The organism is Pseudomonas citronellolis, from assembly GCF_029335315.1.
GTDB lineage: Bacteria > Pseudomonadota > Gammaproteobacteria > Pseudomonadales > Pseudomonadaceae > Pseudomonas > Pseudomonas citronellolis_A.
Genome location: NZ_JARJLT010000367.1, coordinates 1 through 22,831 on the forward strand (window position 1 = coordinate 1; position 22,831 = coordinate 22,831).

Sequence of the window (22,831 nt, forward strand, 5' to 3'; positions counted from 1 at the left end):
TCGGAGGTTTCCGTGGCGCCGTCGATCAGCACGTTGCGCCCGGCCAGCAGGCTGGTGCCGTGGGTGGAGGCCACGTCGCTGGCGCTGACGCCGATGTCCTGGCCGGCGCGGATGGCGATCTTGTCGGCGCTGACCAGCGAGCCCTGCTGGGTGGTGTAGAGGGAGCTGTCCTCGGTCTTCTTCTCGGAGCTGGAGAGCAGGCCGTGGCTGCGCTTGGTCTTGCTCAGCGCGTGGCTGTCGGTTTCCGCCGCCGCGTGCAGGTTCACATCGCGCGCGGCGTAGAGGTAGGCCTCGTTGCTGGCGCTGATGGTGCTGGCGGTCAGGTTCAGGTCCTGCCCGGCGCTCGCCGAAAGGTCGCCACCAGCGCTCAGCTGCGCGCCCTGCTGGCGGGTCTGCCCGGTCTGTTCGACGGTGCGGGTACTGCTGGTCTTGCTGCGCACTTCGACGCTGGCGGCGTCCTCGACGGCGCTCAGGTTGATGTCGCGGCCGGCGCCGGCGCTGAGGTCGCCCTTGGCGCTGGCCTGGCTGCCGACCACGTTCAGGTCGCGCCCCGCGTCGAGCACCAGGTCACCGCCGGCCGCCAGGGTTGAGCCATGGTTCTGCACGACGCTGGTGGTGGTGACGTGGTGCCCGCCCTGCTGGATGTCGCGCAGGTGGCTGGCGTCGGCCACCGCTTCGAGGTTGATGTCGCGCCCGGCGCCCAGGTAGCTGTCGCCGCCGCTGGCGAGGCTGCCGCGGTTGCTGATGTCGCGCCCGGCGTCGAGGCTCAGGTCGCTGCGCGCGCTGATCCCCGCCCCCGCGTCGAGGAAGCTGCGGTACTCGCCGCCGCCGATACCGGCGGTGACGGCGGTGCGGTCGTTGACGATGTCGCCCTTGAGCGCGGTGAGGTCCACCTGGTCGCCACGGATCTGCCCGGCCAGGGCGTTGCGGATGCTGTCGCCGGCGAGCAGGCTGACACGCTGGCCGGCGTCCACCAGGCCGCCCTGGAGGATGCTGCCGCCGGCGCTGGCGCTGAGGTCTTCGCTGGCGCGCAGGGTGCCGACGTTGACCAGGTCGCCGCCGGCCATCAGGTTGAGGTCGCGGCCCTGGATCAGGCTGCCGCCGCGCAGGTTGCGCTCCTCGGTCTGCGCCAGGTAGACCACCGGCACCAGCACTTCCTGGCCGTCCACCACGCGCTTTTCCATCCACACGATGTCGTGGGTCAGCGCCGCCACCTGCTCGGCGGAAAGGCCCACGCCGACGCTGAGGTTCAGCGCGTCCTTGGCCGCCAGGGCGTTGTCCATCAGGTACTGGAACTGGTCGTAGTCGCTGGTCAGGCCGTCGAGGAAACGCTGGCCGGTCTGCGCCTGGATCGCCTCGCGGACCAGGCGCGTCTCGTAGGCGCCGTCGCCCAGGCGCTTCCAGGCCTGGTCCGGGTCGTAGCCGAGCTGGCCGAGCAGGTAGTCGGAGTTGAGGAAGCGCCCCAGGTCGGTGAGCGCCGGGTTGCTTTCGATCAGGTAGTGGCTCTGCGGGTCCGGGCTACGGATGAACATCCCGTACTGGCCCTGGGGCAGACGGAAAGTGTCGGCCGCGGTCGGGTCCACGGCGGCGAAGGGCACGCCGCTGTAGTCCACCGGGATGAAGCTGACCTGCTGGCTGCCGTCGGCGGCGGTGTGGGTCACGCTCTGCACGCTTTGCGGCGCGCGGGCCTGGGCGTCGCCGGCCTGCGGGTTGAGGGTGAGGTTGACCGTGCCCACCTGCGAGCCCAGCAGGCTGCCGGCCAGTTGCCCGGTGAGCTGGGCGCGGCTGTAGTCCGTGACGGTGCCGTTCTGCAGGCTGTTGGCCACGTTCAGCGTGACGCGGTTGCCGGCCTGGAGGGTGGCCGCCGCCGACTCGCTGCCGTCTTCGCTCCAGGTGATGACCGGGGTGCCTATCGCCCAGCGGTCGCCGCCGTAGATGGCCCAGAGCTGGTCGTACAGGCCCTGGTCGAAGGTGCCGGCGGCCATCTTGGTGTTGAAGGCGCGGGCCAGGTCCGCCATGTCGTCCCACTGGCCGGTGGGAATCTTGCCGTGGTCGCCGGCCACCACGTTGACCACCACCACCTTGTTGCCGGTGCGCGAGACGCTGCCCTGGTTGAGCAGCGAGTTGGCGTTGACGGCGAGGTCGCCGTTGGCGGCGATGGTGCTGTTGCGGTTTTCCACCGCGTCGGCGTCGATGCGCAGGTTGCCCCCGGCGGTCAGCCACGCGGCGGGGCTGTTCTGGGTGATGCGCTCGGAGAGGGTTTCGTTGACGTTGATCTTGCCGCGCTTGAAGGAGTCGTGGCCGCCGCAGTGCTGGCCGCACTGCACGTCGAAGGTGCCGGCGCTGGTGACCTGTTCGACGGCGAAGAGGTCGCGGACGTTTTCCAGGCTGGCCACGTCCAGGCCGATGTCGCCCTGGGCCTCGATGGTCCCCGAGCGGTTGCTGAAGCTCTGCGCGCGGCCGCCGTCAAGGCCGGCGAAGCTGAGGTTGCCCTGGCTGTAGAGGTCGCCGTAGCGGTTGCTCAGGCTGGCCGCGCGCAGGGTCATGTCGGCACCGCTGAACAGCAGGCTGTCGGCGCCGTTGGCGATGCCCTGGCTGCTGATCGCCAGCGCGCCGAGGGCGCCCAGGGTGCCGTTGTTGTTCACTTGCGCGGCGCTGGCGCGCAGGGCCTGGTTGGCGATCAGCCAGCCCTGGTTGTCGAGGGTGCCGCCGAGGGTCAGCACGCTGTCGCCGCCGCTGGCCAGGCGCCCGCCGCGCTGGGTGAGGTTGCCGGCGTCCAGGGTCAGGCCGCGCTGGGCGGAGAGCAGGCCGGCGTTGTAGGCGTCGCCGCTAAGGTGCAGGCCGAGGTCGCCGTCGCTGAGCAACTCGCCGCTGTTGTTCAGCGACGCCGCCGTCAGGCTGAGGCCGCCCGCGCTAGCGATGCGTTCGCCGGCGGCGATCTCCAGGCCCTGGGTCACGCGCAGGTCGAGCGCGCCGTTCAGGCGCACCTGGCCCACGCCGTTGACACTGCCCAGCTGCCACAGGCCGGAGCCCAGGCCGGTGAGCGAACCGGCGCCGCTGAGGGTGCCGGCGCTGAGGCCGAACAGGCCGGCGCCGGCGTGCTCGATCCGCCCCTGGGCGTTGAGCAGGCTGGTGCCGCTGCTCAGGGTGAAGGCCTGGCTGGCGACGCCGATGCTGCCGCCCTGGTTGTTCAACTGGCCGAGGCTGCGGATGTGGCTGTCGGCGCCGCCAAGGGCGCGCAGGCGGCCGCCCTGGCTGTTGTCCAGCGAGCCGCTGTCCAGGCCGAGGGCTTCGGCCGCTTCGATCAGGCCGCCCTGGTTGTTCAGCGCACCGCTGTCGCTGAGGACGACGCTGTCGCCGCTGAGCTGGCCGCCGCTGTTGTCCAGGCTGGCACCGGTGACGCTCAGCACGTCCCTGGCGAACAGTTGGCCGCCACGGTTGATCACCTCGCCCACGAGCAGTTCGAGCTTGCCGAGCAGGCCGGCGACGAGGCCGGCTTCGCCGTTGGCCTGGCTGTTGTCCAGGCGCGCGGCGCTGATACCGACGCTGTCGCCCTGCACGGCACCGCCCTGGTTCTGCAGGCCGCCCGCGCCGAGGTCGAGGCTGACTTCGCCACCCTGGGCGTAGACCAGGCCGCGCTGGTTGTTCAGCGCGCCGGCCGTCAGCGACAGGCCGCCGGCGCCCGCCAGCAGGCGGCCGGAGGCGGAGTTGTCGAGGCTGCCGGCGAGCAGCTCGAGGCGTTCGCCACGCAGGGTGCCACCGCGATTGTCGAGCTCAGCCAGTGCGCGGCTGAACAGCAACGCCTGGTCGCCCGCGTCGATCAGCCCGGTGGCGTTGTTCAGCACGCCGTCGAGCGCCAGGCCCACCTGGCCGCCGTTGCCGACCAGGGCGCCGCCCTGGCTGTTGTCGAGGTCGCCGCCCTGGAGTTCCAGGCTGTGGCCGAGCACCACGCCACCACGGTTTTCCAGCCGCGGCGCGTCGAGGTGCAGGGCCGCGTCGCTCTGGATGCGCCCCTGGTCGTTGGACAGGCGTTGCCGCGCGCCGAGCGTCAGGCCCTGGGCGCCCGCCACCAGCAGGCCCTGGCTGCCGTTGTCGATGACCTCGGCGCTGGCCTGCACGCCGTCGCCGACGATTCGCCCGCCGCGATTGTCCAGGGTTCCCGCCGTGCGCAGCAGCAACTGGCCTCCGGCGACGGTGCCCTGGCGGTTGTCCAGGCTGGCGGCGCTGACGTCCACGTCGCCTTGTGTCGATTGCAGGCGGCCCAGGGCGTTGTTCAGCGCCTGGGCCACGGTCAGCTTCAGCAGGCCGTCGGCGCTCAGCGTGCCGCCGGAGTTATCACTGAGGCTGGCGAGGCCGGCCCGCAGGGTGCCGCCCAGCAGCAGGCCGGCGTTGTTGTCGAGGTCGCCGGCGTCGAGTTCCAGGGCGCCGTCGGCCTGCACCCGGCCATTGCGGTTGGCCAGGTTGCCGGCGCGCAGGCTCACCTGCTCGGCGGCCAGGGTGCCATTGCTGTTGTCCAGGGCCCCGTGGGCGGTGAGGTCGAGGCTCTGCGCCAGCAGCTTGCCGGCGGCGTTGCTCACACTGCCCACGTCCAGCAGCAGGGTGCCGCCGGCCTGGGCCAGGCCGGCGCCGTTGTCCAGCGCGCCACCCAGGCGCAGCGTCAGGTCGCCGCGTTCGGCGCTGAGTACGCCGCCCTGGCGGTTGTCCAGGCTGCCGCCGGTGAGTTCGAGGGCGTCGCCGACCAGGGTGCCGCCACGATTGTCGAGCGCATCGGCACCAAGGCTCAGTGCCTGAGCGGCCTGCAGCTTGCCGCCGGCATTGTTCAGGTCGCCCTGCACGTTCAGCACCAGATCGCCGGCGCTACTGCCGATCAGGCCACCACTGTTGTCGACGCGCAGGGCGTCGATCCGCGCGCTGCCGGCGACGATGCGCCCGCGCTGGTTGTCCAGGCTGCCGCCGCTCAGGGCCAGGCTGCCGCCGTTGGCTTCCAGGCGCCCGTCGCGGTTGTCCAGGTGGCTGAAGGCGAGGCTGGCGGCTTGGCCGTCGCCGAAGCGGATCAACCCGCCAAGGTTGGCGATGGCGGGGGCGCCGAGCAGCAGGCTGGCCTCGCCGATCAGCTGCGCATCGGCACCGAGGTTGTTGAACTGGCGCGTGCTCAACGAGGCCTCGCGCCCTTGCAGGGTGCCGTGGTTGTCGAGCTGGCGGCGGGCGTCGATGGCGAGGCGGTCGGCGTAGGCCTGGCCGCTGTTGTCCAGGGTGTCGCTGTGCAGGTCGAGGGTACCGCTGGCGTCCAGCCGGCCCCGGTTGTTCACGCTGCCGGCGACGATGCCCAGGCCCTGCCCGGCGACCCGCGTTTGGCCCGCGATGCCGGCGACGATCTGGCCGTCGTTGCTCAGCGTCGCGGCGTTCAGTTGCACGCCGTGCCCAGCCGCCAGGCTCTGCGCATTGCTCAGCGCGCCGCCGGCCTGCACCTCGACGTTGCCGCCGGCGTAGGCCGGGCCGTTCAGGCTCACGTCCTGGCCCTTCAGGGCGAGGTCGCCGCTGGCGGCGGCCTGGGCCACTTCCAGCTTGCCGTTGGCGTCGAGGCGGATGTCGCCCGCGCTGGCCGCCATGTTGCCGGCCAGCCGCACGCCGACGCCGGCTTCGGTGCCCACCAGGCGGATGCTGTTGGCGTACATGCCGCCCAGTGCGGAGCTGTCGATGGCCAGTTGCGGTCTGGCGCTGCCGTCGTCGGCCTTGGCCGTTGCGGCCAGGGTCTCGGCGTCCACCTGGTTGCGCCCGGCCACCACGGCGAGCTGGCGGGCCTGCAACTGTGCGTTGAGCTTGGCGCTGCGGGTGATCAGTTCGAACTGGTCCACGCCGCTGGCGTCGAGCCCGGCGCCTTCGATGCTGATTTCGCCGCCGTCGACGTCGTAGCCCTGCAGGCGCTCGCCGGCGAGGATCGGCTTGCCGGTGGTGAGCGTGGCACGCGGGGTGTTGATGAAGCCACAGCCATCGCAGGTCACACCGTGCGGGTTGGCGACGATGACGTGGGCGCCCTGCCCGGCCACTTCGGTGTAGCCCTGCAGTTGCGAGGGGTTGCCGCCAGTGACTTCGTTGAGGATCTTCTGCGCCGCCTGGCCCTTGAGATTCGGGTTGCCCAGCACGATGCCGCCCAACTGGGTGCTGGCGGTCTTGCCGGTGGCGTTGTTGAGGATCAGCCCCTGCTGGCCGACGTTGTAATCGCCGAATTTATTATGAGAGAGCCCCGCGCCATTGGGCGTGGCGATGTTGACCACGGGCACGCCGTTGCCCGCCGCGCCCAGGCTGGTGTTGCCGCCGGCGGCCGCATCTACCGCGAGCTGGGCCGCCGTGGCGACGATCGGGTTGAGGAACAGCAGGCCGGCCAGGGCGCTGGCGATGGCTTGGTAGAGGGGGCGGCGAATGTCCATGGGCAGCCTCTTGCACGTGCTCTGTTGAATCCGTCGTCCACCCTATTTCCTAGGGAATGAGAAGCGGATTGGGTCCTTTCCCAACTCAGTGACTGAGTTTTCCTTTCGCGCGCGTGCTCAGAAGAACAGGTCGACGCGGAAGTACACCGGGTGTTCGCAGCGCTCCAGCGCGCTGGGCCGTTCCAGGGAACGGGCGAAGCTCAGGCTCGCCGCCAGGTACTGGCCGCGCGCGCTGAACTCCACGGCGTGGCCGCTGAGCCGGCCGCTGGCGCCGGCGTTGTAGCGGCCATGCTCGATGGCGCCGAAGTCGTAGCCGTAGCCCAGGCCGTATTCCTGCAGCCAGGGTTGCAGCGCCGCCCAGGTCACCGGGCGGCGCCAGCGCAGCTGGTTGCGCCAGTAGTAGCCGCTGTCGCCGGAGAGGCTCTGGTCCTTGAAACCGCGCACCGAGTTGAGCCCGCCGAGGCTGATGCGCTGCGGGCTGTAGAGCACGTCTTCGCTCTTTTGCGCGGTGGCCAGGGCGTCGAAGCTGAAGTTTTCGCCACCCAGCTGGAACGGCTGCAGGTAGCTCAGGGTGAGGGTGTATTTGTCGTAGCGGGCGTGCGGCTGGCCCGGTTGCGGGTCGTGCTCGCCCTGGGCGCCGAGTGCGCCCAGGCCCTGTTGCCAGCCGGCGTCGAGGTTGACGAAGGCGCTGCCGATGCGCCGGCCGTGGTTGAAGCCCAGCTGGCCTTCGGTGATGCGGCTGCTGGAGACGTCGAGCTTTTCGTCGTCGATGAAGTTGTTGGAGCGCACGTGGGCCAGGCCGAAATTCACCGCCATCTTGCTCAGGCTGTCGCGGTGCAGCACGCGCTCGGCGCCGAGCTGGTGCGACTGGCTGTCGCCGTCGAACTTGAAGGCGAAGCCGCTGCCTTCGTTGCGGGTGCGGTAGTAGCTCTGGTTGTAGCTGTAGCGGAAGGTCCACCAGCCGTAGGGCAGGCTGTAGAACAGGGCCTGGTTGTCGGAATGCTTCCAGTGGTCGCTGACCACGTCCTGGGCCATGCGCAGGCCGAGCTGGTCGGCCAGGCCCAGCGGGCTGTCCCAGTCCAGGCCGAGGCCGGCCTGCTGTTCGCCGCTGCTGGCGTCGCCGCTGTTGTCGCGGAACGCCGAGACGCGCCAGGGCTTGGCGCGCTCGCCCTTGAGCTGCACGCGGCTGCCGCCGACTTCGTTGCCAGGCACCAGCTCCAGCTGGGCCTGGCGCGAAGGCAGGCGGTTGACCTGGTCCACCAGCTGTTCCAGTTCGCGCAGGTTGAGCACTTCGCCGGCGTGGCCGGGGAAGCCCATGGCCAGTTCACGCGGGCTGGCCACGGCGGAGTCGTCGAAGCCCTCCAGGCGGCCTTCGACGATGACGATCTTCAGGCTGCCGCTGGAGAGGTCCTGCTGCGGCAGGTAGGCGCGGCTGGTGACGAAGCCGCGCGCCAGGTAGTGGTCGGTGATGCTCTTGAGCAGCGCGTTGAGCTGGCCGACGCCCAGGCACTGGTCGCGGTACGGCGCCAGCAGGCGCTCGCGGGCGCCGCCATCGAGGTGCGCGGCGCCGTCCAGGGTGATTTCGCGGATGGCGAAGCAACGGCTGTCGCTCGGCGCCGGCGCGGTCGCTTGCGGCGCGGCCTTGCCCGGTAGTTGCTGGAGGTCGTCCAGGCGCTGCTGCTGTTCGCGCAGCAGCTGTTGCTGGCGGTCACGCTGGAAATCGCGGTCGCCGGGGGTAGTCGGCGGCGTGGCGGCAATCGCCCCTGTTGCAAACAAAATCCCGAGCAGCATCCCGCTGCGAAAACGTATCGGCATTCCCTCGCCTCTGACACAAAGAGAAACATTTGCGTCAAATATGACACGTCAAAATGCCATCATTCAACCCAAGCTGCATCTTGAACCCTCGCCAGGTGCGGCGCGGCGGCGTGTGAGCAGTCTCCGCCACGTACAAAAAGTGTCGGAATATCACGGAGTTGTAACCACCCCCTGCTAGCTTCCGGGCCCGATTCCGCTTGCGCGTTCGTAAGCGGCCACCTCCGCGCCCGCAGAAGAGCCATGCCGATGTTGGACTCAGCCAGTTCGCGAAAACCCTTTGTGATCCGCTCCGACGCCATGGACTCCGACGAGTTCGGCGCGCTGTTCACGCGGATGTTCGGCGACCTGTATTCGGGGATGCCGCGCCTGGAGCGGAAGATCGCCATTGCCGGGGTCTATGGGCGCTACGAGGGCTTGAGCTTCCGCCACATGAGTTTTCGCGGCGACTTTCTCACCGCCCTACCCGACATGGACGACGAGATCACCTTCGTCTTCCCCACCGCCGGGCGCATCGTCTTCAACCAGGCCAGCGAGACCGTGGGTGTGCCCCAGGTCGGCCTGGCGATCGAGAAGACTTCGGTGCGCTCGGTGGGCTTCGTCGACGGCCATTCGCAGTACGGCATTTCCGTACGCCGCGCACTGTTCGCCAAGCGCCTGGCGACGCTGCTGGGCAAGCCGATCGTGCATCCGGTGCGTTTCCAGCCGGTGGTGGACCTGAAGGTCGAGGCCTTCCAGGGCATCAAGGCGATCGTCGGCATGGCCACCGGGGCGGAGTTCGATCTGCTGGCCAATTCCAGCGCGCTGATGCCCGCGCGCTTGCAGGAAATGCTCGTCGATTCGGTGCTGGAGACCTGGCCGCACAACTACAGCGAGGCGCTGCGCCGGCCCGGCCCGCTGATCGCGCCGCGCCATGTGAAGCTGGCGGTGGAGTACATCCGCGAGCATCCCGACGCGCTGGTCAGCGGCAGCGAGCTGGCCGAGCTGACCAATGTCAGCCTGCGCGCGTTGCAGGAGGGTTTCCGCCGCTTCATCGGCAGTTCGATCGTCGCCTTCCAGCGCCAGGTGCGCCTGGAGTGCGCCTACGACGCCTTGCAGAACGAAGCTTCCGGCTCGGTCAGCGAGATCGCCCTGGGCCTGGGCTTCACCAACGTCGGGCGCTTCTGCCAGTACTTCCAGAGCGCCTTCGGCCTGAGCCCGGCGGACCTGCGCAACGGGCGCACCTGAACATCCCTGGCGCCCAATAAAAAGCCCGGCCGCTCGCCTTTCGGGCGCGCGGCCGGGCTGGCCGGCTATCAGAACTGGTAGCTGGCCTTCAGGCTGCCGCTGTAGCCGTGGCTGCCGCTACCGCCAAGGGCGCCGACTTCCGCGCCGAAGCTCAGGTCGCCCAGGCTGGCCATGGCGTTGACCGCCGCGCTGACCTGGTCGCGGTCGTCGAAGGCGGCGCGCTGGGACACATCCAGGCCCAGCAGGTGGCCGTCGCTGTCGACCTTGTAGTCGCCCAGCGCGTGGTCGTAGCCCAGGTTCAGGCCCGGCACCAGCTGCCAGCCGCCACTCAGGGCGATCGGCAGGAAGCTCACCTTCAGGTTGGCGATGGCGCTGCGGCGGGTCTGCTCGATGCCGTCGACATCCAGCGCCAGGTCGCTGCCCTTCTCCTGGAACCCGGAGAGGTCCAGGTGGCTGATGCGCACGCCCAGGCTCGGTTCGAGGATGGCGTCGCGCACCGGGATGCGGTAGCCCACCGCCACGCTGCCGCCGCTGAGGGTGCCGTGGGTGTCGCCCTTGGCCGTGCCCAGGCCGCCGCCGAGTTCGCGCTTGCTGTCGTAGTCGAGCCAGCCGGCGCTGAGGTCGGCGTCGACGAACAGGCCCTGCTCCAGGCTGTTGGGGGCGAAGCGCGCGCCGGCGCGGAGGAAGGTCAGGTCGGTGTCCACGTCGCCGCCGGCGCCGCCCACGCTGCCACGGCTGTAGCCGAAGCCGGCGGTGGCGCTGAGCTGGTCGGAGAAGCGCTGGGTCAGGCCGACCATCAGGCCCTGGCTGTGCTCGTTGCTGCTTTCGGCCTGGGACGAGCCGTCGATGCCCTGGTAGCCGGCCAGCGCGGTGCTCCACAGGCGGCGCTGGCCGACCTTGAGCTCGGTGCCGCTGGCGAAGGGTTCGGCGGCGCGGTCGATCAGGGCGTCCTGGCGCAGCAGGTAGCTGGCGGCGTCGGCGTGCACCTGGCCGCCGACGGTGGACTCGACACCGCCGAGGGTGCCGGCGTCGATCGCCGATTGCAGGTAGTAGTTGTAGGCGGTGTAGGCGCCGGAGAGACCGCTGTTCTGCAGTTGCGTCAGCAGCTGCGCGCCGGCGGCGGCGTTGCCCTGCAGGCCGGCGGTGCCGGGCAGGCTGTTGTAGTAGACCATCTTGCCGCGCAGCACGTAGAGGGTTTCCTGGCTCAGGCCCAGGCCTTCCTTGAGGTAGTTGTCCATGCTGCCGTATTCGGCGACGACTTCGTCCAGGCCGGCCTGCAGGTAGCTGGCCTGCACGCCGAGCAGCGGCCCGTAGACGGCCGCCATGCTCGCCGGCAGCGCGGCCAGGGTCGCGGCGACGCGGGCGGCGGTGTAGTCGTTGGTGGCCAGGTAGTTCTGCATGATGGTGGCGCTGTCCACCCCGGCGATGCTCAGCAGCACGGCGGCGGTCCAGCCGGTGCGGTCCTTGCCGGCGGTGCAGTGGAACAGCGCGGCGCCGTCGGCGGCGGCCAGTTCGTTGAACAGCTCGGTGAACTGGCCGCGCATGCCGGAGTCGCTGACGAAGGAGCGGTTGGCCTGCTCCATCATGGCGATGGCGTCGGCGGCGCTGGTGGGCATCACGGTGGTGATGTTGGCGCTGGAGGTGCCGCTGCCGATGATGTCGATGTTCTGGTAGACCGCGCCGGTGGGCAGGGTGTCCGGCGTGGCGGCGATCTCGCTGGGGGTGCGCAGGTCGAAGACGTTGCTGATGCCCAGGGTGTTGAGGATGGCCAGGTCCGACGCCGTCGGCGTCAGCGCGTTGGAGCGGTAGAACACCCCGGAGCGCAGGGTGCCGTCGTTGGCGGTGGTGTAGGCGGTGGTGGTTCCGGCGATGTCGCGGAAGTTGTCGATGCCGGTCAGCCTCGGGGTATCCAGGGTGTAGGTATCGGCCGCGTGGGCGGTGGCGATGGACAGGCCGAGGGCGGACAGGGAGAAGAGCACACGGTGCAGCACGATGTAGCCTCATTGAACGGGTTGGCGAGGGCTACTATCTGCGGCGATCAGGGCTCGAATATGACAGTTCCCGGCGCCGGCGAAATGCCGGCGCGATCTGTCCGTGGGCTGCGTTTTCTGTCCATCGGCGGCGGTTCAGTCGCGCAGCAAGGCACTCAGCGCCGCGCGCAGCTTGCCCGGCTTCACCGGCTTGTTCAGCAGCGGCATGCCCAATTGCTGCAGCGCGCGGCGGCAGTCGTCGGAGCGGTCGGCGGTGATCATCACCGCCGGAATCTCGTAGCCGAAGTGTTCGCGCAGCGCCTTCACCACCTGGCAGCCGGTGGCGCCGTGGTCGAGGTGGTAGTCGGCGAGGATCGCCTCTGGCGGGCGTCCGGCCAGCGTCGCCAGGGCGCTGTCGTGGTCGGTCGCGGTGAGCACCTCGCAGCCCCACTGGCCGAGCAGCGCGGCCATGCTGAAGAGGATCGAGGTTTCGTTGTCCAGCACCAGCAGGCGGCGGCCGGGCAAGGGGTCGCCGGTGACCGGGCGTGGCGCGGCGTCGACACTGGCCTGCGCCGGCGGGTTGGCGGCCAGCGGCACTTCCAGGGCGAACAGCGAGCCGCGCCCCGGCACCGAGCGCACCTGCACCGGGCTGCCGAGCAGCCCGGCGATGCGTTCGACGATGGCCAGGCCCAGGCCCACGCCCTGGCGCCCGGCGGCGCCGGCGTCGAGCTGGTTGAATTCGAGGAAGATCGCCTGCAGCTGGTCCGCCGGGATGCCGCGGCCGGTGTCCCAGACTTCCAGGCGCACCTTGTCGCCGCGCCGCCGCGCCGACAGCAGCACGCCGCCGCGCTCGGTGTAGCGGCAGGCGTTGCTGAGGAAGTTGCGCAGGATGCGCGACAGCAGGCGCGCGTCGCTGCGCACCGCCAGGCGCGGGATGCGCGCGCGCAGGTGCAGGCCACCGGCCCGCGCCACGCCGTCGAACTCCGATGCCAGCGGGCCGAGCAGTTCGTCCAGGCCGTGGACGTCGAGGTCCGGGCGGATCGCGCTCTGGTCCAGGCGGGCGATTTCCAGCAGGTCGCTGAGCAGGTTCTCGGCGCCCTCCAGGGCCTGGTGGGTGCGTTCCACCAGCTGTTGCTCGGCGCCCGGCAGCTGCCGCTCGCGCAGGGTTGAGACCAGCAGGCGCGCGGCGTTGAGCGGTTGCAGCAGGTCGTGGCTGGCCGCCGCCAGGTACTTGTCCTTGCTGCGGTTGGCCGACTCGGCGGCGTCGCGCGCCTCGCGCAGCTGCTGGTTCAGCGCCTCCAGCTCGGCGGTGCGCTCGGCCACGCGGTGCTCCAGCTCCTCGTTGAGGGTCTGCAGGCGCTGCTGGGCGAGGATGCGCTCGGTGATGTCGGCGACGAAGCCTTCCACCAGGCCCTCTTCGTCGGGCTTGAGCAGCAGGTTCATGAGCACGTCGACGTGGCTGCCGTCCTTGCGCAGCAGGCGCGTCTCGTAGCCGAACAGCCCGCCGCGCTCGCGCAGCAGGTCGCGGATGCGGCGCATCTCCGCCTCGCCGCCGGCGAACAGCTGGGTGGCCATGTCCTGCAGGTTCCACAGCACCTGCTGCGGGTCGGCGTAGCCGAGCATCCGCGCCAGGGCCGGGTTGGCCGCGCGCAGGCCGTCGCTGAGGCTGGCCTGGAAGATGCCGTGCACGGCGTGCTCGAACAGCCATTTGTAGCGGTTGCGCTCGGTTTCCAGTTCTTCCAGGCGCGCCAGCAGTTCCGGGTAGTGGCTCTTGCGGGTGGAGTGGCTGCCCAGCCCGAGCAGCGCCGCGAGGGCGTCCTGCCGGGGCTCAGAGGGCCTCGCCATACACCACCTCGACATCGCGCTGGCTGGATTCGCGCGGGTTGGTGAGGATGCACGGGTCCTGCATGGCGTGGCGCGACAGGAAGGGGATGTCGGAAATCCCCACGCCGTGCGGCGCCAGGGTCTCGTGGAAGCCCACCGCGCGTTTCAGGGCGATCAGGTGTTCGACCAGGCGCTGGCGGACCTGCGCGTGATTCAGGCCCCGGCAATCGATGCCGAAGGTCTCGGCGATCACCTTGAAGCGCTCGGGGGCGGCGTTGTAGTTGAACGCCACCACGTGCTCCACCAGCACCGCGTTGCACAGCCCGTGGGGCAGGTCGAGGTAGCCGCCGAGGCTGTGCGACATGGCGTGCACCGCGCCGAGGATCGCGTTGGAGAAGGCCAGCCCGGCCTGCATGCTGCCGAGCATGATCTTCTCGCGCAGGGCGATGTCGTCGGGGTTGGCGATCATCTGCACCAGGTTGCCGTCGATCAGGCGCATGGCCTCCAGCGCGTGGCTGTCGGTGAGCGGGCCGTGGCCGGTGGAGACGAACGCCTCGATGGCGTGGACCAGGGCGTCGATGCCGGTGCAGGCGGAGAGGAAGCCGTCCATGCTCAGGGTGGTTTCCGGGTCGATCAGCGACACGTCGGGCACCACCGCCTTGCTGACGATGGAGAACTTCATCCGCTCGTCCTGGTTGGAGATGATCACGAACTGCGAGACGTCGGCCGAGGTGCCGGCGGTGGTCGGGATCAGGATCAGCGGCGGGCTGGGCACGCGCAGGGTGTCCACCCCTTCGAATTCGAGGATGTTGCGCCCATGGGCGGCGACGATGCCGATGCCCTTGGCGCAGTCCATGGGGCTGCCGCCGCCGACCGCGACTATCACGTTGCAGCCTTCGCTGCGGTAGACCTCGGCGCCGCGCATCACTTCGTCGACGCGCGGGTTGGGGGAAACCTCGGTGTACAGGCAGTAGTCGATGCCCTGCTGTTCCAGGCTGGCCTGCACGTCGGCCACCCAGCCGGCGGCGAGCACGCCGGGGTCGGACACCAGCAGGACCTTGCGGGCGCCGAAGGTCTTGGCGTAGTTGGCGACGGTATGCCGGCAACCGGCGCCGAAAATGATCTCCGGCGAGACGAATTTGCGCAGCAGGCTAAGGTCGTGGCTCATCGTGGGCCTTGTTCTTGTTATGAAATATTTCCCGCGAGCCTACTGCATCCTGCGCTGAATGCAATGCGACCTTGGCCTGCCGGTCAGCCGCCCAGCAGGCCGCGATAGAAGCGCCACTCGGCGTCCAGCGCGTGGGCCAGGTTGGCCGCCTGGCGGAAGCCGTGGCGCTCGCCGGGGTACAGGTGGTGCTCCACCGCCAGGCCGCGCTGGCGCAGGCTGTCGACCATGGCCTCGGTCTGCGCCGGGACCACCACGGCGTCCAGCTCGCCCTGGAAGAAGATCACCGGCGCCTGGATGCGCGCGGCGTGCAGCAGCGGCGTGCGCGCCCGGTAGCGGCGGGCGTCGCGCTGCGGGTCACCGATCAGCCAGTCGAGGTAGTCGGCCTCGAACTTGTGCGTCACCCGCCCCAGCGCCAGCGGGTCGCTGACCCCGTAGAGGCTGGCGCCGCCACGGAAGCCGCCGACGAAGGCCAGGGCGCAGAGCGCGCTGTAGCCGCCGGCGCTGGCGCCGCGGACGAACACGCGCTGGCGGTCGATCGCGCCCTCGGCGGCCAGTTGCGCCACCGCCGCCCAGATGTCCTGCACCTCCACCCTGCCCCATTCGCCGCGCAGCCGCTCGCGGTAGGCGCGGCCGAAGTTGGCGCTGCCACGGTGGTTGAGGTCGGCCACGGCGAAGCCGCGCTGGGTCCAGAACTGGATGCGCGCGTCGAACACCGGGTAGCAGGCCGAGGTCGGCCCGCCATGCAGGAACACCACCAGCGGCGGGCGGCGCCCCGCATCGCCCCGGCAGCGGGCGTTGCGCGGCGGGTAGAGAAAACCGTGGCCGCATTCGTTGCCGGCCACCGGGTAGCTGAACGACTGTGGGCGCGACAGCTCGGCCTCGTCCAGCGGGCGCTCGCCGCCGCTCAGCACCTGCACCGCGCCCGTCGCGCGGTCGATGGCCAGCACGGCCGGCAGGCGCTCCTCGGCGCCGGCGATGCAGTAGAAGCGCTCGGCGTCGGCAGCCAGCGCGCGGAACCGCGAGAAGTCCGCCGCCAGGCGCCGTTCGCGGCCATCGGCCCTGCGCAGGATGAGCAGCCCGCGACCGTCCTCGAAGCGGCTCAGCAGACTGTCCCCCGCGGGCAGCGGCAGGTAGCTGCGCCCACCCAGCTGCCAGGGCGCCGGGGCGTGGTCGGCGGCGGCGAAGCCCTGGCTGCGGGCGTGCTCGGCTTCCGGGCGCCACCAGCCGCTGCGGTCGCTCAGCCAGTGCAGCTGGCCATGGGCGTCGAAGCGCGGTTGCTGGATAGATTGCGCGCCGCCCTCGCCCGCCAGGCAGCGCCGCGCGCCGTTTTCCGAAAGGCACAGGCGGGTGGCAGTCCAGGGCTGCTGCGGGCGATTCCACTCCACCCAGGCGATGCGCGCCGCGTCGGCCGAGGCCGTGGGCGCGGCGTAGAAGTCCGCGCCCTCGACGAGCACCTGGCGCGCGCCGTCGGCGTCGAGGCGCACGATGCGATGGAGCACCGCGTCGCCCTCGCGGCTCTCCTCCACCGCCAGCAGCGCGTGCCAGGCCGCCACGTAGTGCAGGTCGCCGTAGCGGCACTGCGGGCGCTCGGTCAGGGCCCGGGGTGGCTCGCCGAAGCGCAGCCAGCGCACCTGCTGGTCGCCCTCCTCCACCCAGGCCACGCCATCGGCGGTGGCGCAGCAGGCGCCGCCGCCGTATTCGTAGACGCGGCTGCGCGCCGAGGCGCCGGGCGGGGTCAGCTCGCGCGCGTCGCCATTGCGCCACAGGTACAGGCGGCAGCGCGCGCTGCGCGGGTCGAACTCCAGCCACAGCAGCCCGCCGTGGGCCGCGTGCAGCTCGGCGAAGTCGCGCCCCGCCGCCACCGCGCGCTCGGCGCTCCAGGCGCTGGGCCAGTCGCCATGGGCGCGGCGCATCAGGCCTTGCAGATCAGCTGCGAGGCGCGCGGGTTGCGCCAGGTGAGCTGGTCCAGGCCCAGCGGCGCTTCCTCGGCCTGGCGCCGGGCGTCGAGGATCAGCCCGTGGCGGTCGGACTTGGCGCACACCGGGTCGGTGGCGTCGGCGTCGCCGGTGAGCATGAAGGCCTGGCAGCGGCAGCCGCCGTGGTCGCGTTCCTTCTCCGAACAGGAACGGCACGGCTCTGGCATCCAGGCGTCGCCACGGTAGCGGTTGAAGCCGAAGGACTCGTACCAGATGTGCTTCAGGCTGTGCTCGCGCACGTTGGGGAACTTCACCGGCAACTGCCGCGCGCTGTGGCATGGCAGCGCGGTGCCGTCCGGGGTGACGTCGAGGAACACGCTGGCCCAGCCGCCCATGCAGGCCTTGGGGCGCTCTTCGTAGTAGTCCGGGGTAACGAAGATCAGCTTGCACGGATTGCCCGCGGCGGCCAGGCGTTCGCGGTATTCGTTGGTGATGCGCTCGGCGCGCTGCAGCTGCGCGCGGGTCGGCAGCAGGCCGGCGCGGTTCAGCTCGGCCCAGCCGTAGAACTGGCAGGTGGCGAGCTCGACGAAGTCGGCCTCCAGTTCCACGCACAGCTCGATGATCCGCGCGATGTTGTCGATGTTGTGCCGGTGGGTGACGAAGTTCAGCACCATCGGGTAGCCGTGGGCCTTCACCGCGCGGGCCATCGCCAGCTTCTGCGCGAAGGCCTTGCGCGAGCCGGCGAGCAGGTTGTTCACCTCCTCGTCGGCGGCCTGGAAGCTGATCTGGATATGGTCCAGCCCGGCCTCGGCGAACTGCGCCAGGCGCGCCTCGCTCAGGCCGATGCCGGAGGTGATCAGGTTGGTGTAGAAGCCCAGCTCGCGGGCCGCGCCGATCAACTCGGCGAGGTCCTGGCGCAGCAGCGGCTCGCCGCCGGAAAAGCCCAGCTGCGCGGCGCCCAGCTCGCGGGCCTGGCGGAACACCTCGATCCACTCGGCGGTGGACAGCTCACCGGCCTGGCGGGCGAAGTCCAGCGGGTTGGAGCAGTACGGGCACTGCAGCGGGCAGCGGTAGGTCAGCTCGGCCAGCAGCCACAGCGGCGGGCCGGCCGTGTCAGTGCAGCTCGATCCAGAATTGCGCATGGGCCACCTCGAGGAACGCCAGGATGTCTTCGTCGATGCCCGGCACGCCGGGGAAACTCGCGCTCAGCTCGGCGATGATCGCCGCCACGTCGCGGCTGCCATCCACGCGCTGGAGGATTTCCCCGGCGCTGTCGTTGAGCTTGACCATGCCTTCCGGGTACAGCAGCACGTGGCAGCCCTGGGCGGGCTCGAACTGCAGGCGGAAGCCACGGCGGATGCGCGGCACGCTGCCCAGCGTCGGCGCGGCCATCACAGCAGCCCCCGGTGCCACACGCGTTCGCGGGTCACCGTGTGGTACGGCGGGCGCTCCAGTTCGTAGGCCATGCTCATGGCGTCGAGCATGCTCCAGAGCACGTCGAGCTTGAATTGCAGGATTTCCAGCATGCGTTCCTGGGCCTCGCGGGTGCGGTAGTGCTCGAGGGTGATCCGCAGGCCGTGCTCGACGTCGCGGCGCGCCTGGGCCAGGCGGCTGCGGAAGTAGTCGTAGCCGGCGGCGTCGATCCACGGGTAGTGCCGCGGCCAGCTGTCCAGCCGCGACTGGTGGATCTGCGGGGCGAAGAGTTCGGTCAGCGAGCTGCTGGCGGCTTCCTGCCAGCTGGCGCGGCGGGCGAAGTTGACGTAGGCGTCCACCGCGAAACGCACGCCGGGCAGCACCAGTTCCTGCGACAGCACCTGCTCGCGGTCCAGGCCCACGGCTTCGCCTAGGCGCAGCCAGGCCTCGATGCCGCCGGGCTCGCCGGGGCGGCCGTCGTGGTCGAGGATGCGCTGCACCCATTCGCGGCGGGTGTCGCGGTCCGGGCAGTTGGCGAGGATGGCGGCGTCCTTCAGCGGGATGTTCAGCTGGTAGTAGAAGCGGTTGGCGACCCAGCCCTGGATCTGCTCGCGGGTCGAGCGGCCCTCGTACATGGCCACGTGGAACGGGTGGTGGATGTGGTAGCAGGCGCCCTTGGCGAGTAGCGCCCGCTCGAACTCGGCGGGGCTCATGGCGGTGCGGGTATCGGTGCTCGTGTCAAAAGGCATCGCGCGTCCCTCTAGAGGTGGATGGCCATGCCGTCCCAGGCCACTTCGACGCCGCGCGCGTCCAGCTGGGCGCGCTCGGGCGAGGCCGGGTCGAGGATGGGGTTGGTGTTGTTGATGTGGATGAGCACCTTGCGCGGGCCGGGCAGGCCGTCGAGCACCTCAAGCATGCCGCCGGGGCCGCTCTGCGCCAGGTGGCCCATCTCGCTGCCGAGCTTGTCACCGACTTCGCAGCGGCGCATCTCGTCGTCGTGCCACAGCGTGCCGTCCACCAGCAGGCAGTCGGCGCGGCGCATCCAGCCCAGCAGCGCGTCGTCCACGCGGCCCAGGCCGGGGGCGTAGAACAGCTTGCCGCCGCTGCCCAGGTCCTCGACGAACAGGCCGATGTTGTCGCCCGGATGCGGGTCGTGGCGGTGCGGCGAGTACGGCGGCGCGGCGCTGCGCAGGGGGATGGCGGTGAAGCGCAGGTTGGCGCAGGCCGGCACCTGGAAGGGTCGCCCGTCCAGCTCGATCGGGTGGTGACGCAGGCCGCCGTTCCAGTGCTGGAGCATGTTGAACAGCGGGAAGCCGGTGGTCAGGTCCTGGTGGACCATCTCCGTGCACCAGACATCGTGCGGGCAGCCTTCGCGCAGGCTGAGCAGGCCGGTGCAATGGTCGATCTGGCTGTCCAGCAGGAGGATGCCGGCGATCGCCGTGTCGCGCAGCCTGCGCGCCGGCTGCAGGGCCGGGAACGAGGCCAGCTGGGCGCGGATGTCCGGCGAGGCGTTGCACAGAATCCAGTGTTCGCCGTCGTCGGACAGCGCGATGGATGACTGGGTGCGCGGCTGCGCCAGCACGCGGCCGGTGCGCACCCCGTGGCAGTTGTGGCAGTTGCAGTTCCACTGGGGGAAGCCGCCACCGGCGGCCGACCCGAGAATCCGGATGTGCATGGGAGTGCCCCGAGCGGGAGGCCCCGGAAGACCGGGGCCGGGTGGATCAGCGGTTGGCGAAGTACAGGGTCACTTCGAAGCCAAGGCGCAGGTCGGTGAAGCTAGGCTTGGTCCACATGGGTCTGTCCTCTTCTTGTAGGCCGGCGATTCCGGCAGGTCGAGTTAACCACCAGGGGCGAGGCCTCCGAATGATACTTTCGAAGGAGATTCCCCCCTGATTTGGTAGCGGAGGCGCTACAGCTGTAGCGCCCCCTCGCTACAGGTGTCGCGTCGCCGCGACAACTGTTCCTGGCGGCGCCCGCGGCGCTCGCCGTGAATCCCTGTGGCAGGGCCGCGCGCGGCGCTTCGGCACAAGCCTTGCTCGGTACCTCGCCGTTCGCCGGGTGGCTGTCTAGACTTGCCTGCCTGTGCCGGTCCGCTCGCGCGGGCCACGCCCGCCGAACGGCACCTGACAACAACAACGCGCCGCAGCCCGCTGACGGACGCCGGGAGTAGTGCCCATGAACAGCCATGCCCTGGAAAGCTGCCCGAACGACCTCACCACCTTCATCGCCGATCACTTCGGCGAGCGCGACATCCACCCCGAAGGCGCCATCGCCCGCTCCTGGTACCGCAGCGTCATGCAGCACCGCCTGGACCCGCGCGCGGCCGCCGAGAAACACATCCTCACCGCCGGCGAGATCCGCGAGCACCAGGCCCTGCACCAGGACTACCTGGCCATCGCCGGCCAGGGCGTCAGCGGCCTGGCGCGGCGGGTCACCCCGGCCGGCTTCGCGGTGCTGCTCAGCGACGAGCACGGCATCACCCTCGACGCCCGCCTGCCCAGCGAGCGCGAGCGCTACACCCGCGCCGGGCTGATCGTCGGCGCGCGCTGGGACGAATCCATCGCCGGCACCAACGGCATCGGCACCGCCCTGGCCGCCGCCGAGCCGCTGACCATCCACCGCCAGGAGCACTTCCTGGTCAGCAACTTCCGCCTCAGCTGCTCGGTGGCGCCGATCTACGACGCCCAGCACCGCCTGCGCGGCTGCCTGAACGCCACCTGCCTGAACAGCGACGGGCCCAAGGACGCGCAATACCTGACCCTGCAGCTGGTGATCCTGTACGCGCGGCTGATCGAGAACGCCGCCTTCCGCCAGCGCTACCGCGACCGCCTGACCCTCTCGGTGAAGGCCCGCGACGACGTCGCCGACCTGGCCGCCGAGCAGCTGCTGGCGCTGGACGACCAGGGCCGGGTGATCGGCGCCAACCACGCCGCCTTCGCCGCCCGCCCCGGCGAGCTGCTCGGCAGCCGCATCGAGCAACTGCTGGCGGCCGACATGGAGCAGCTGCTGGACCTGAGCCACGGCGGCGCGCGCGGCGTGCGCCTGCGCACCCTGGACGACGAGGCGCTGGTCGACGTCGGCCTGCGCATGCCCGCCGCCCTGCCCCGGCGCGCCACGCCGGCGCCCGCCGGCCCCGCCGGTAAAGTGGCCGAGCACCCCGACCTGGCGCGCCTGGCCGGCGCCGACCCACGCCTGCAGGATGGCGTGCGGCGCCTGCGCAAGGTGCTCGACAAGGGCATCGCGATTCTCGTCACCGGCGAAACCGGCACCGGCAAGGAAGCCTTCGCCCGCGCCATCCACCAGGCCAGCGCGCGCCGCGCCGGGCCCTTCGTGGCGCTGAACTGCGCGGCCATCCCGGAAAGCCTGATCGAGAGCGAACTGTTCGGCTACCGTGGCGGCAGCTTCACCGGCGCCAGCAAGAAAGGCATGAAGGGCAAGCTGGAGCTGGCCAATGGCGGCACCCTGTTCCTCGACGAGATCGGCGACATGCCGGCGCACCTGCAGACCCGCCTGCTGCGCGTGCTGGCCGAGCGCGAGATTCTCCCGCTGGGCGCCGAGGCGCCGGTGGCGCTGGATGTGCAGGTGGTCTCGGCGACCCACCAGGACCTGGCGCAGATGATCCGCGCCAAGGGCTTCCGCGAAGACCTGTTCTATCGCCTGGCCGGCATGACCCTGCACCTGCCGGCCCTGCGCGAGCGCAGCGACCGCGAGGCGCTGATCGACGCCCTGCTCGCCGGCTTCGACGCCGGCCTGCGGCTGGATGCGGCGGTGCGCGAACGCCTGCGCGGCCATCCCTGGCCGGGCAACATCCGCCAGTTGCTCAACTGCCTGCACTACGCCGCGGCCCTGGCCGAGGACGGCCACGTCGACCTCGACTGCCTGCCCGCCGAGCTGCAACTGGCCGCCGCGCCGGCCGCCGCAGCCGAACCGGCCGGCGCCCTGGCCGCGCGCCTGGACGACGACGAGGCGCGTCACCTGCTGGCCGCCCTGCGCGAGCGGCAGTGGAACGTCAGCGCGGTGGCCGAACACTTCGGCATCGCACGCTCGACCCTGTATCGGAAGATGAAGAAACACGGCATCGTCCAGCCCAACACGTTGTATTGATCCCATCCCTTTTTCCTTGCGCCCGCTTTGTTCGCGGGCGTGGCCCCTGGCAAGCCCGCTTCCTGTAGTGACGGGTTGGGGTGTGCGCACCCCATCCTGCGAAGAGCACCCGCACCCAGGCGCACGGAAAAAGGAGCGAGCCGCACCTGGCAAGGACGGCCCGCCCAAGGAGGCTCCGTTACTCCTGCGCGTACACCACATGGGTGTGGGTGTACTCGTACAGCCCGTGCTTGCCGTCGGCGCCGCCGATGCCGGACTTGCGCGTGCCGGCGTGGAAGCCCTGCATCGCCTCGAAGTTCTCGCGGTTGATGTAGGTTTCGCCGAAGTCCAGCTCGCGGCTGGCCTTGAGCGCGGCGCCGAGGTCGCGGGTGTAGATCGACGAGGTCAGGCCGTACTCGCTGGCGTTGGCCAGGGCGATGGCTTCGTCGAGGTCGTCCACCACCTGGATCGGCAGCACCGGGCCGAAGATTTCCTTGCGCATGATCTCCATCTCGGCCGTGCAGCCGGTGAGCACCGTGGGCTGGTAGTGGAAGCCACGGCCGAGGTCGGCCACCGCGCCGCCGGTGACCACCTGGGCGCCCTGGCCCTGGGCGGTGCGAACCATCTGCGCGACCTTGTCCAGGCCCGCCTGGTTGACCAACGGGCCCATGTCCAGGTCGGCCACGGCGGCCGGGTCGCCATAGCGGGTCTCGGCCATGGCGGCGGCGATCCGCTCGATGAACTGATCGGCCACCTGGCGCTGCACGTACACGCGCTCGGCGCAGTTGCACACCTGCCCGGTGTTGATCACCCGCGAGGCCTTGATGGCGTTCACCGCCAGTTCCAGGTTGGCGTCGGCGAGGACGATGGCCGGCGCCTTGCCGCCCAGCTCCAGGTTCAGCTTGGTGATGTTCGGCGCGGCCGCGGCCATGATCCGCGAGCCGGTGGCGACGCTGCCGGTGAAGCTGATCAGGTCCACCCCGGCGTGGC

The 22,831-nt window shown here is 70.5% G+C and carries 14 protein-coding genes; 2 read left to right on the forward strand and 12 right to left on the reverse strand.

Annotation, left to right across the window (positions count from 1 at the left end):
- Both P3W75_RS27785 and P3W75_RS27790 read right to left on the reverse strand, forming a co-directional pair.
- A partial coding sequence (locus P3W75_RS27785; protein WP_276230535.1) for a filamentous hemagglutinin N-terminal domain-containing protein occupies positions 1-6,428 on the reverse strand: 6,428 nt, incomplete at its 3' end.
- A gap of 117 nt (positions 6,429-6,545) precedes the next feature.
- The gene (locus tag P3W75_RS27790; RefSeq protein WP_430765418.1) at positions 6,546-8,219 is read right to left on the reverse strand and encodes a ShlB/FhaC/HecB family hemolysin secretion/activation protein; all 1,674 of its coding nucleotides are present in this window, start codon (positions 8,217-8,219) and stop codon (positions 6,546-6,548) included.
- A 321-nt stretch (positions 8,220-8,540) separates the two neighbouring features.
- Between P3W75_RS27790 and P3W75_RS27795 the strand changes: the two genes are divergently transcribed.
- Complete coding sequence (locus P3W75_RS27795) at positions 8,541-9,467, forward strand: AraC family transcriptional regulator (RefSeq protein WP_276230547.1); 927 nt, start codon at positions 8,541-8,543, stop codon at positions 9,465-9,467.
- Between the two features lie 68 nt (positions 9,468-9,535).
- Here the strand turns inward: P3W75_RS27795 and P3W75_RS27800 are convergent, their stop codons facing one another.
- From P3W75_RS27800 to pqqA, 9 genes are all read right to left on the reverse strand, one after another.
- Entirely contained in the window at positions 9,536-11,458 is a 1,923-nt protein-coding gene (locus P3W75_RS27800; protein WP_276230537.1) for a tyrosine-protein phosphatase, read from the reverse strand.
- A 135-nt stretch (positions 11,459-11,593) separates the two neighbouring features.
- Positions 11,594-13,282, reverse strand: coding sequence for a PAS domain-containing hybrid sensor histidine kinase/response regulator (locus tag P3W75_RS27805; protein ID WP_276230538.1), 1,689 nt, complete (start codon positions 13,280-13,282; stop codon positions 11,594-11,596).
- Positions 13,266-14,429 carry an alcohol dehydrogenase-like regulatory protein ErcA gene (gene ercA / locus P3W75_RS27810; protein WP_276230539.1) on the reverse strand — a complete coding sequence of 388 codons (1,164 nt, stop codon included), beginning with the start codon at positions 14,427-14,429 and terminating at the stop codon, positions 13,266-13,268. The genes P3W75_RS27805 and ercA overlap by 17 nt, the downstream gene beginning before the upstream one ends.
- 83 nt (positions 14,430-14,512) lie before the next feature.
- Positions 14,513-16,342 carry a S9 family peptidase gene (locus P3W75_RS27815; protein ID WP_276230540.1) on the reverse strand — a complete coding sequence of 610 codons (1,830 nt, stop codon included), beginning with the start codon at positions 16,340-16,342 and terminating at the stop codon, positions 14,513-14,515.
- Positions 16,342-17,487, reverse strand: a complete 1,146-nt coding sequence (pqqE, locus tag P3W75_RS27820) for a pyrroloquinoline quinone biosynthesis protein PqqE (RefSeq protein ID WP_276230541.1) — start codon at positions 17,485-17,487, stop codon at positions 16,342-16,344. The genes P3W75_RS27815 and pqqE overlap by 1 nt, the downstream gene beginning before the upstream one ends.
- Entirely contained in the window at positions 17,459-17,737 is a 279-nt protein-coding gene (pqqD, locus tag P3W75_RS27825; RefSeq protein ID WP_276230542.1) for a pyrroloquinoline quinone biosynthesis peptide chaperone PqqD, read from the reverse strand. Before pqqD ends, pqqE begins: the two co-directional genes overlap by 29 nt.
- On the reverse strand, positions 17,737-18,507 hold the full coding sequence (gene pqqC, locus P3W75_RS27830) for a pyrroloquinoline-quinone synthase PqqC (protein WP_276230543.1): 771 nt from the start codon (positions 18,505-18,507) through the stop codon (positions 17,737-17,739). Before pqqC ends, pqqD begins: the two co-directional genes overlap by 1 nt.
- Before the next feature lie 11 nt (positions 18,508-18,518).
- On the reverse strand, positions 18,519-19,433 hold the full coding sequence (gene pqqB, locus P3W75_RS27835) for a pyrroloquinoline quinone biosynthesis protein PqqB (protein WP_276230544.1): 915 nt from the start codon (positions 19,431-19,433) through the stop codon (positions 18,519-18,521).
- A gap of 46 nt (positions 19,434-19,479) precedes the next feature.
- Positions 19,480-19,551, reverse strand: coding sequence for a pyrroloquinoline quinone precursor peptide PqqA (gene pqqA, locus P3W75_RS27840; protein ID WP_003106462.1), 72 nt, complete (start codon positions 19,549-19,551; stop codon positions 19,480-19,482).
- 382 nt (positions 19,552-19,933) lie between these two features.
- On the opposite strand from pqqA, the gene P3W75_RS27845 reads away from it, so the two are divergent.
- On the forward strand, positions 19,934-21,862 hold the full coding sequence (locus P3W75_RS27845; RefSeq protein ID WP_276230545.1) for a sigma-54-dependent Fis family transcriptional regulator: 1,929 nt from the start codon (positions 19,934-19,936) through the stop codon (positions 21,860-21,862).
- Positions 21,863-22,040: 178 nt separating this feature from the next.
- Here the strand turns inward: P3W75_RS27845 and P3W75_RS27850 are convergent.
- On the reverse strand, positions 22,041-22,831 hold a 791-nt coding region (locus P3W75_RS27850), incomplete at its 5' end, for an aldehyde dehydrogenase family protein (protein WP_276230546.1).

Coding starts and splice junctions, on each gene's coding strand:
- P3W75_RS27845 (WP_276230545.1), top strand. CDS start 19,934: ATGAACAGCCATGCCCTGGAAAGCTGCCCGAACGACCTCACCACCTTC.
- P3W75_RS27815 (WP_276230540.1), bottom strand. CDS start 16,342: ATGCGCCGCGCCCATGGCGACTGGCCCAGCGCCTGGAGCGCCGAGCGC.
- pqqC (WP_276230543.1), bottom strand. CDS start 18,507: ATGCCTTTTGACACGAGCACCGATACCCGCACCGCCATGAGCCCCGCC.
- P3W75_RS27790 (WP_430765418.1), bottom strand. CDS start 8,219: ATGCTGCTCGGGATTTTGTTTGCAACAGGGGCGATTGCCGCCACGCCG.
- pqqE (WP_276230541.1), bottom strand. CDS start 17,487: ATGCGCAATTCTGGATCGAGCTGCACTGACACGGCCGGCCCGCCGCTG.
- ercA (WP_276230539.1), bottom strand. CDS start 14,429: ATGAGCCACGACCTTAGCCTGCTGCGCAAATTCGTCTCGCCGGAGATC.
- P3W75_RS27795 (WP_276230547.1), top strand. CDS start 8,541: ATGGACTCCGACGAGTTCGGCGCGCTGTTCACGCGGATGTTCGGCGAC.
- pqqB (WP_276230544.1), bottom strand. CDS start 19,433: ATGCACATCCGGATTCTCGGGTCGGCCGCCGGTGGCGGCTTCCCCCAG.
- pqqD (WP_276230542.1), bottom strand. CDS start 17,737: ATGGCCGCGCCGACGCTGGGCAGCGTGCCGCGCATCCGCCGTGGCTTC.
- P3W75_RS27805 (WP_276230538.1), bottom strand. CDS start 13,282: ATGGCGAGGCCCTCTGAGCCCCGGCAGGACGCCCTCGCGGCGCTGCTC.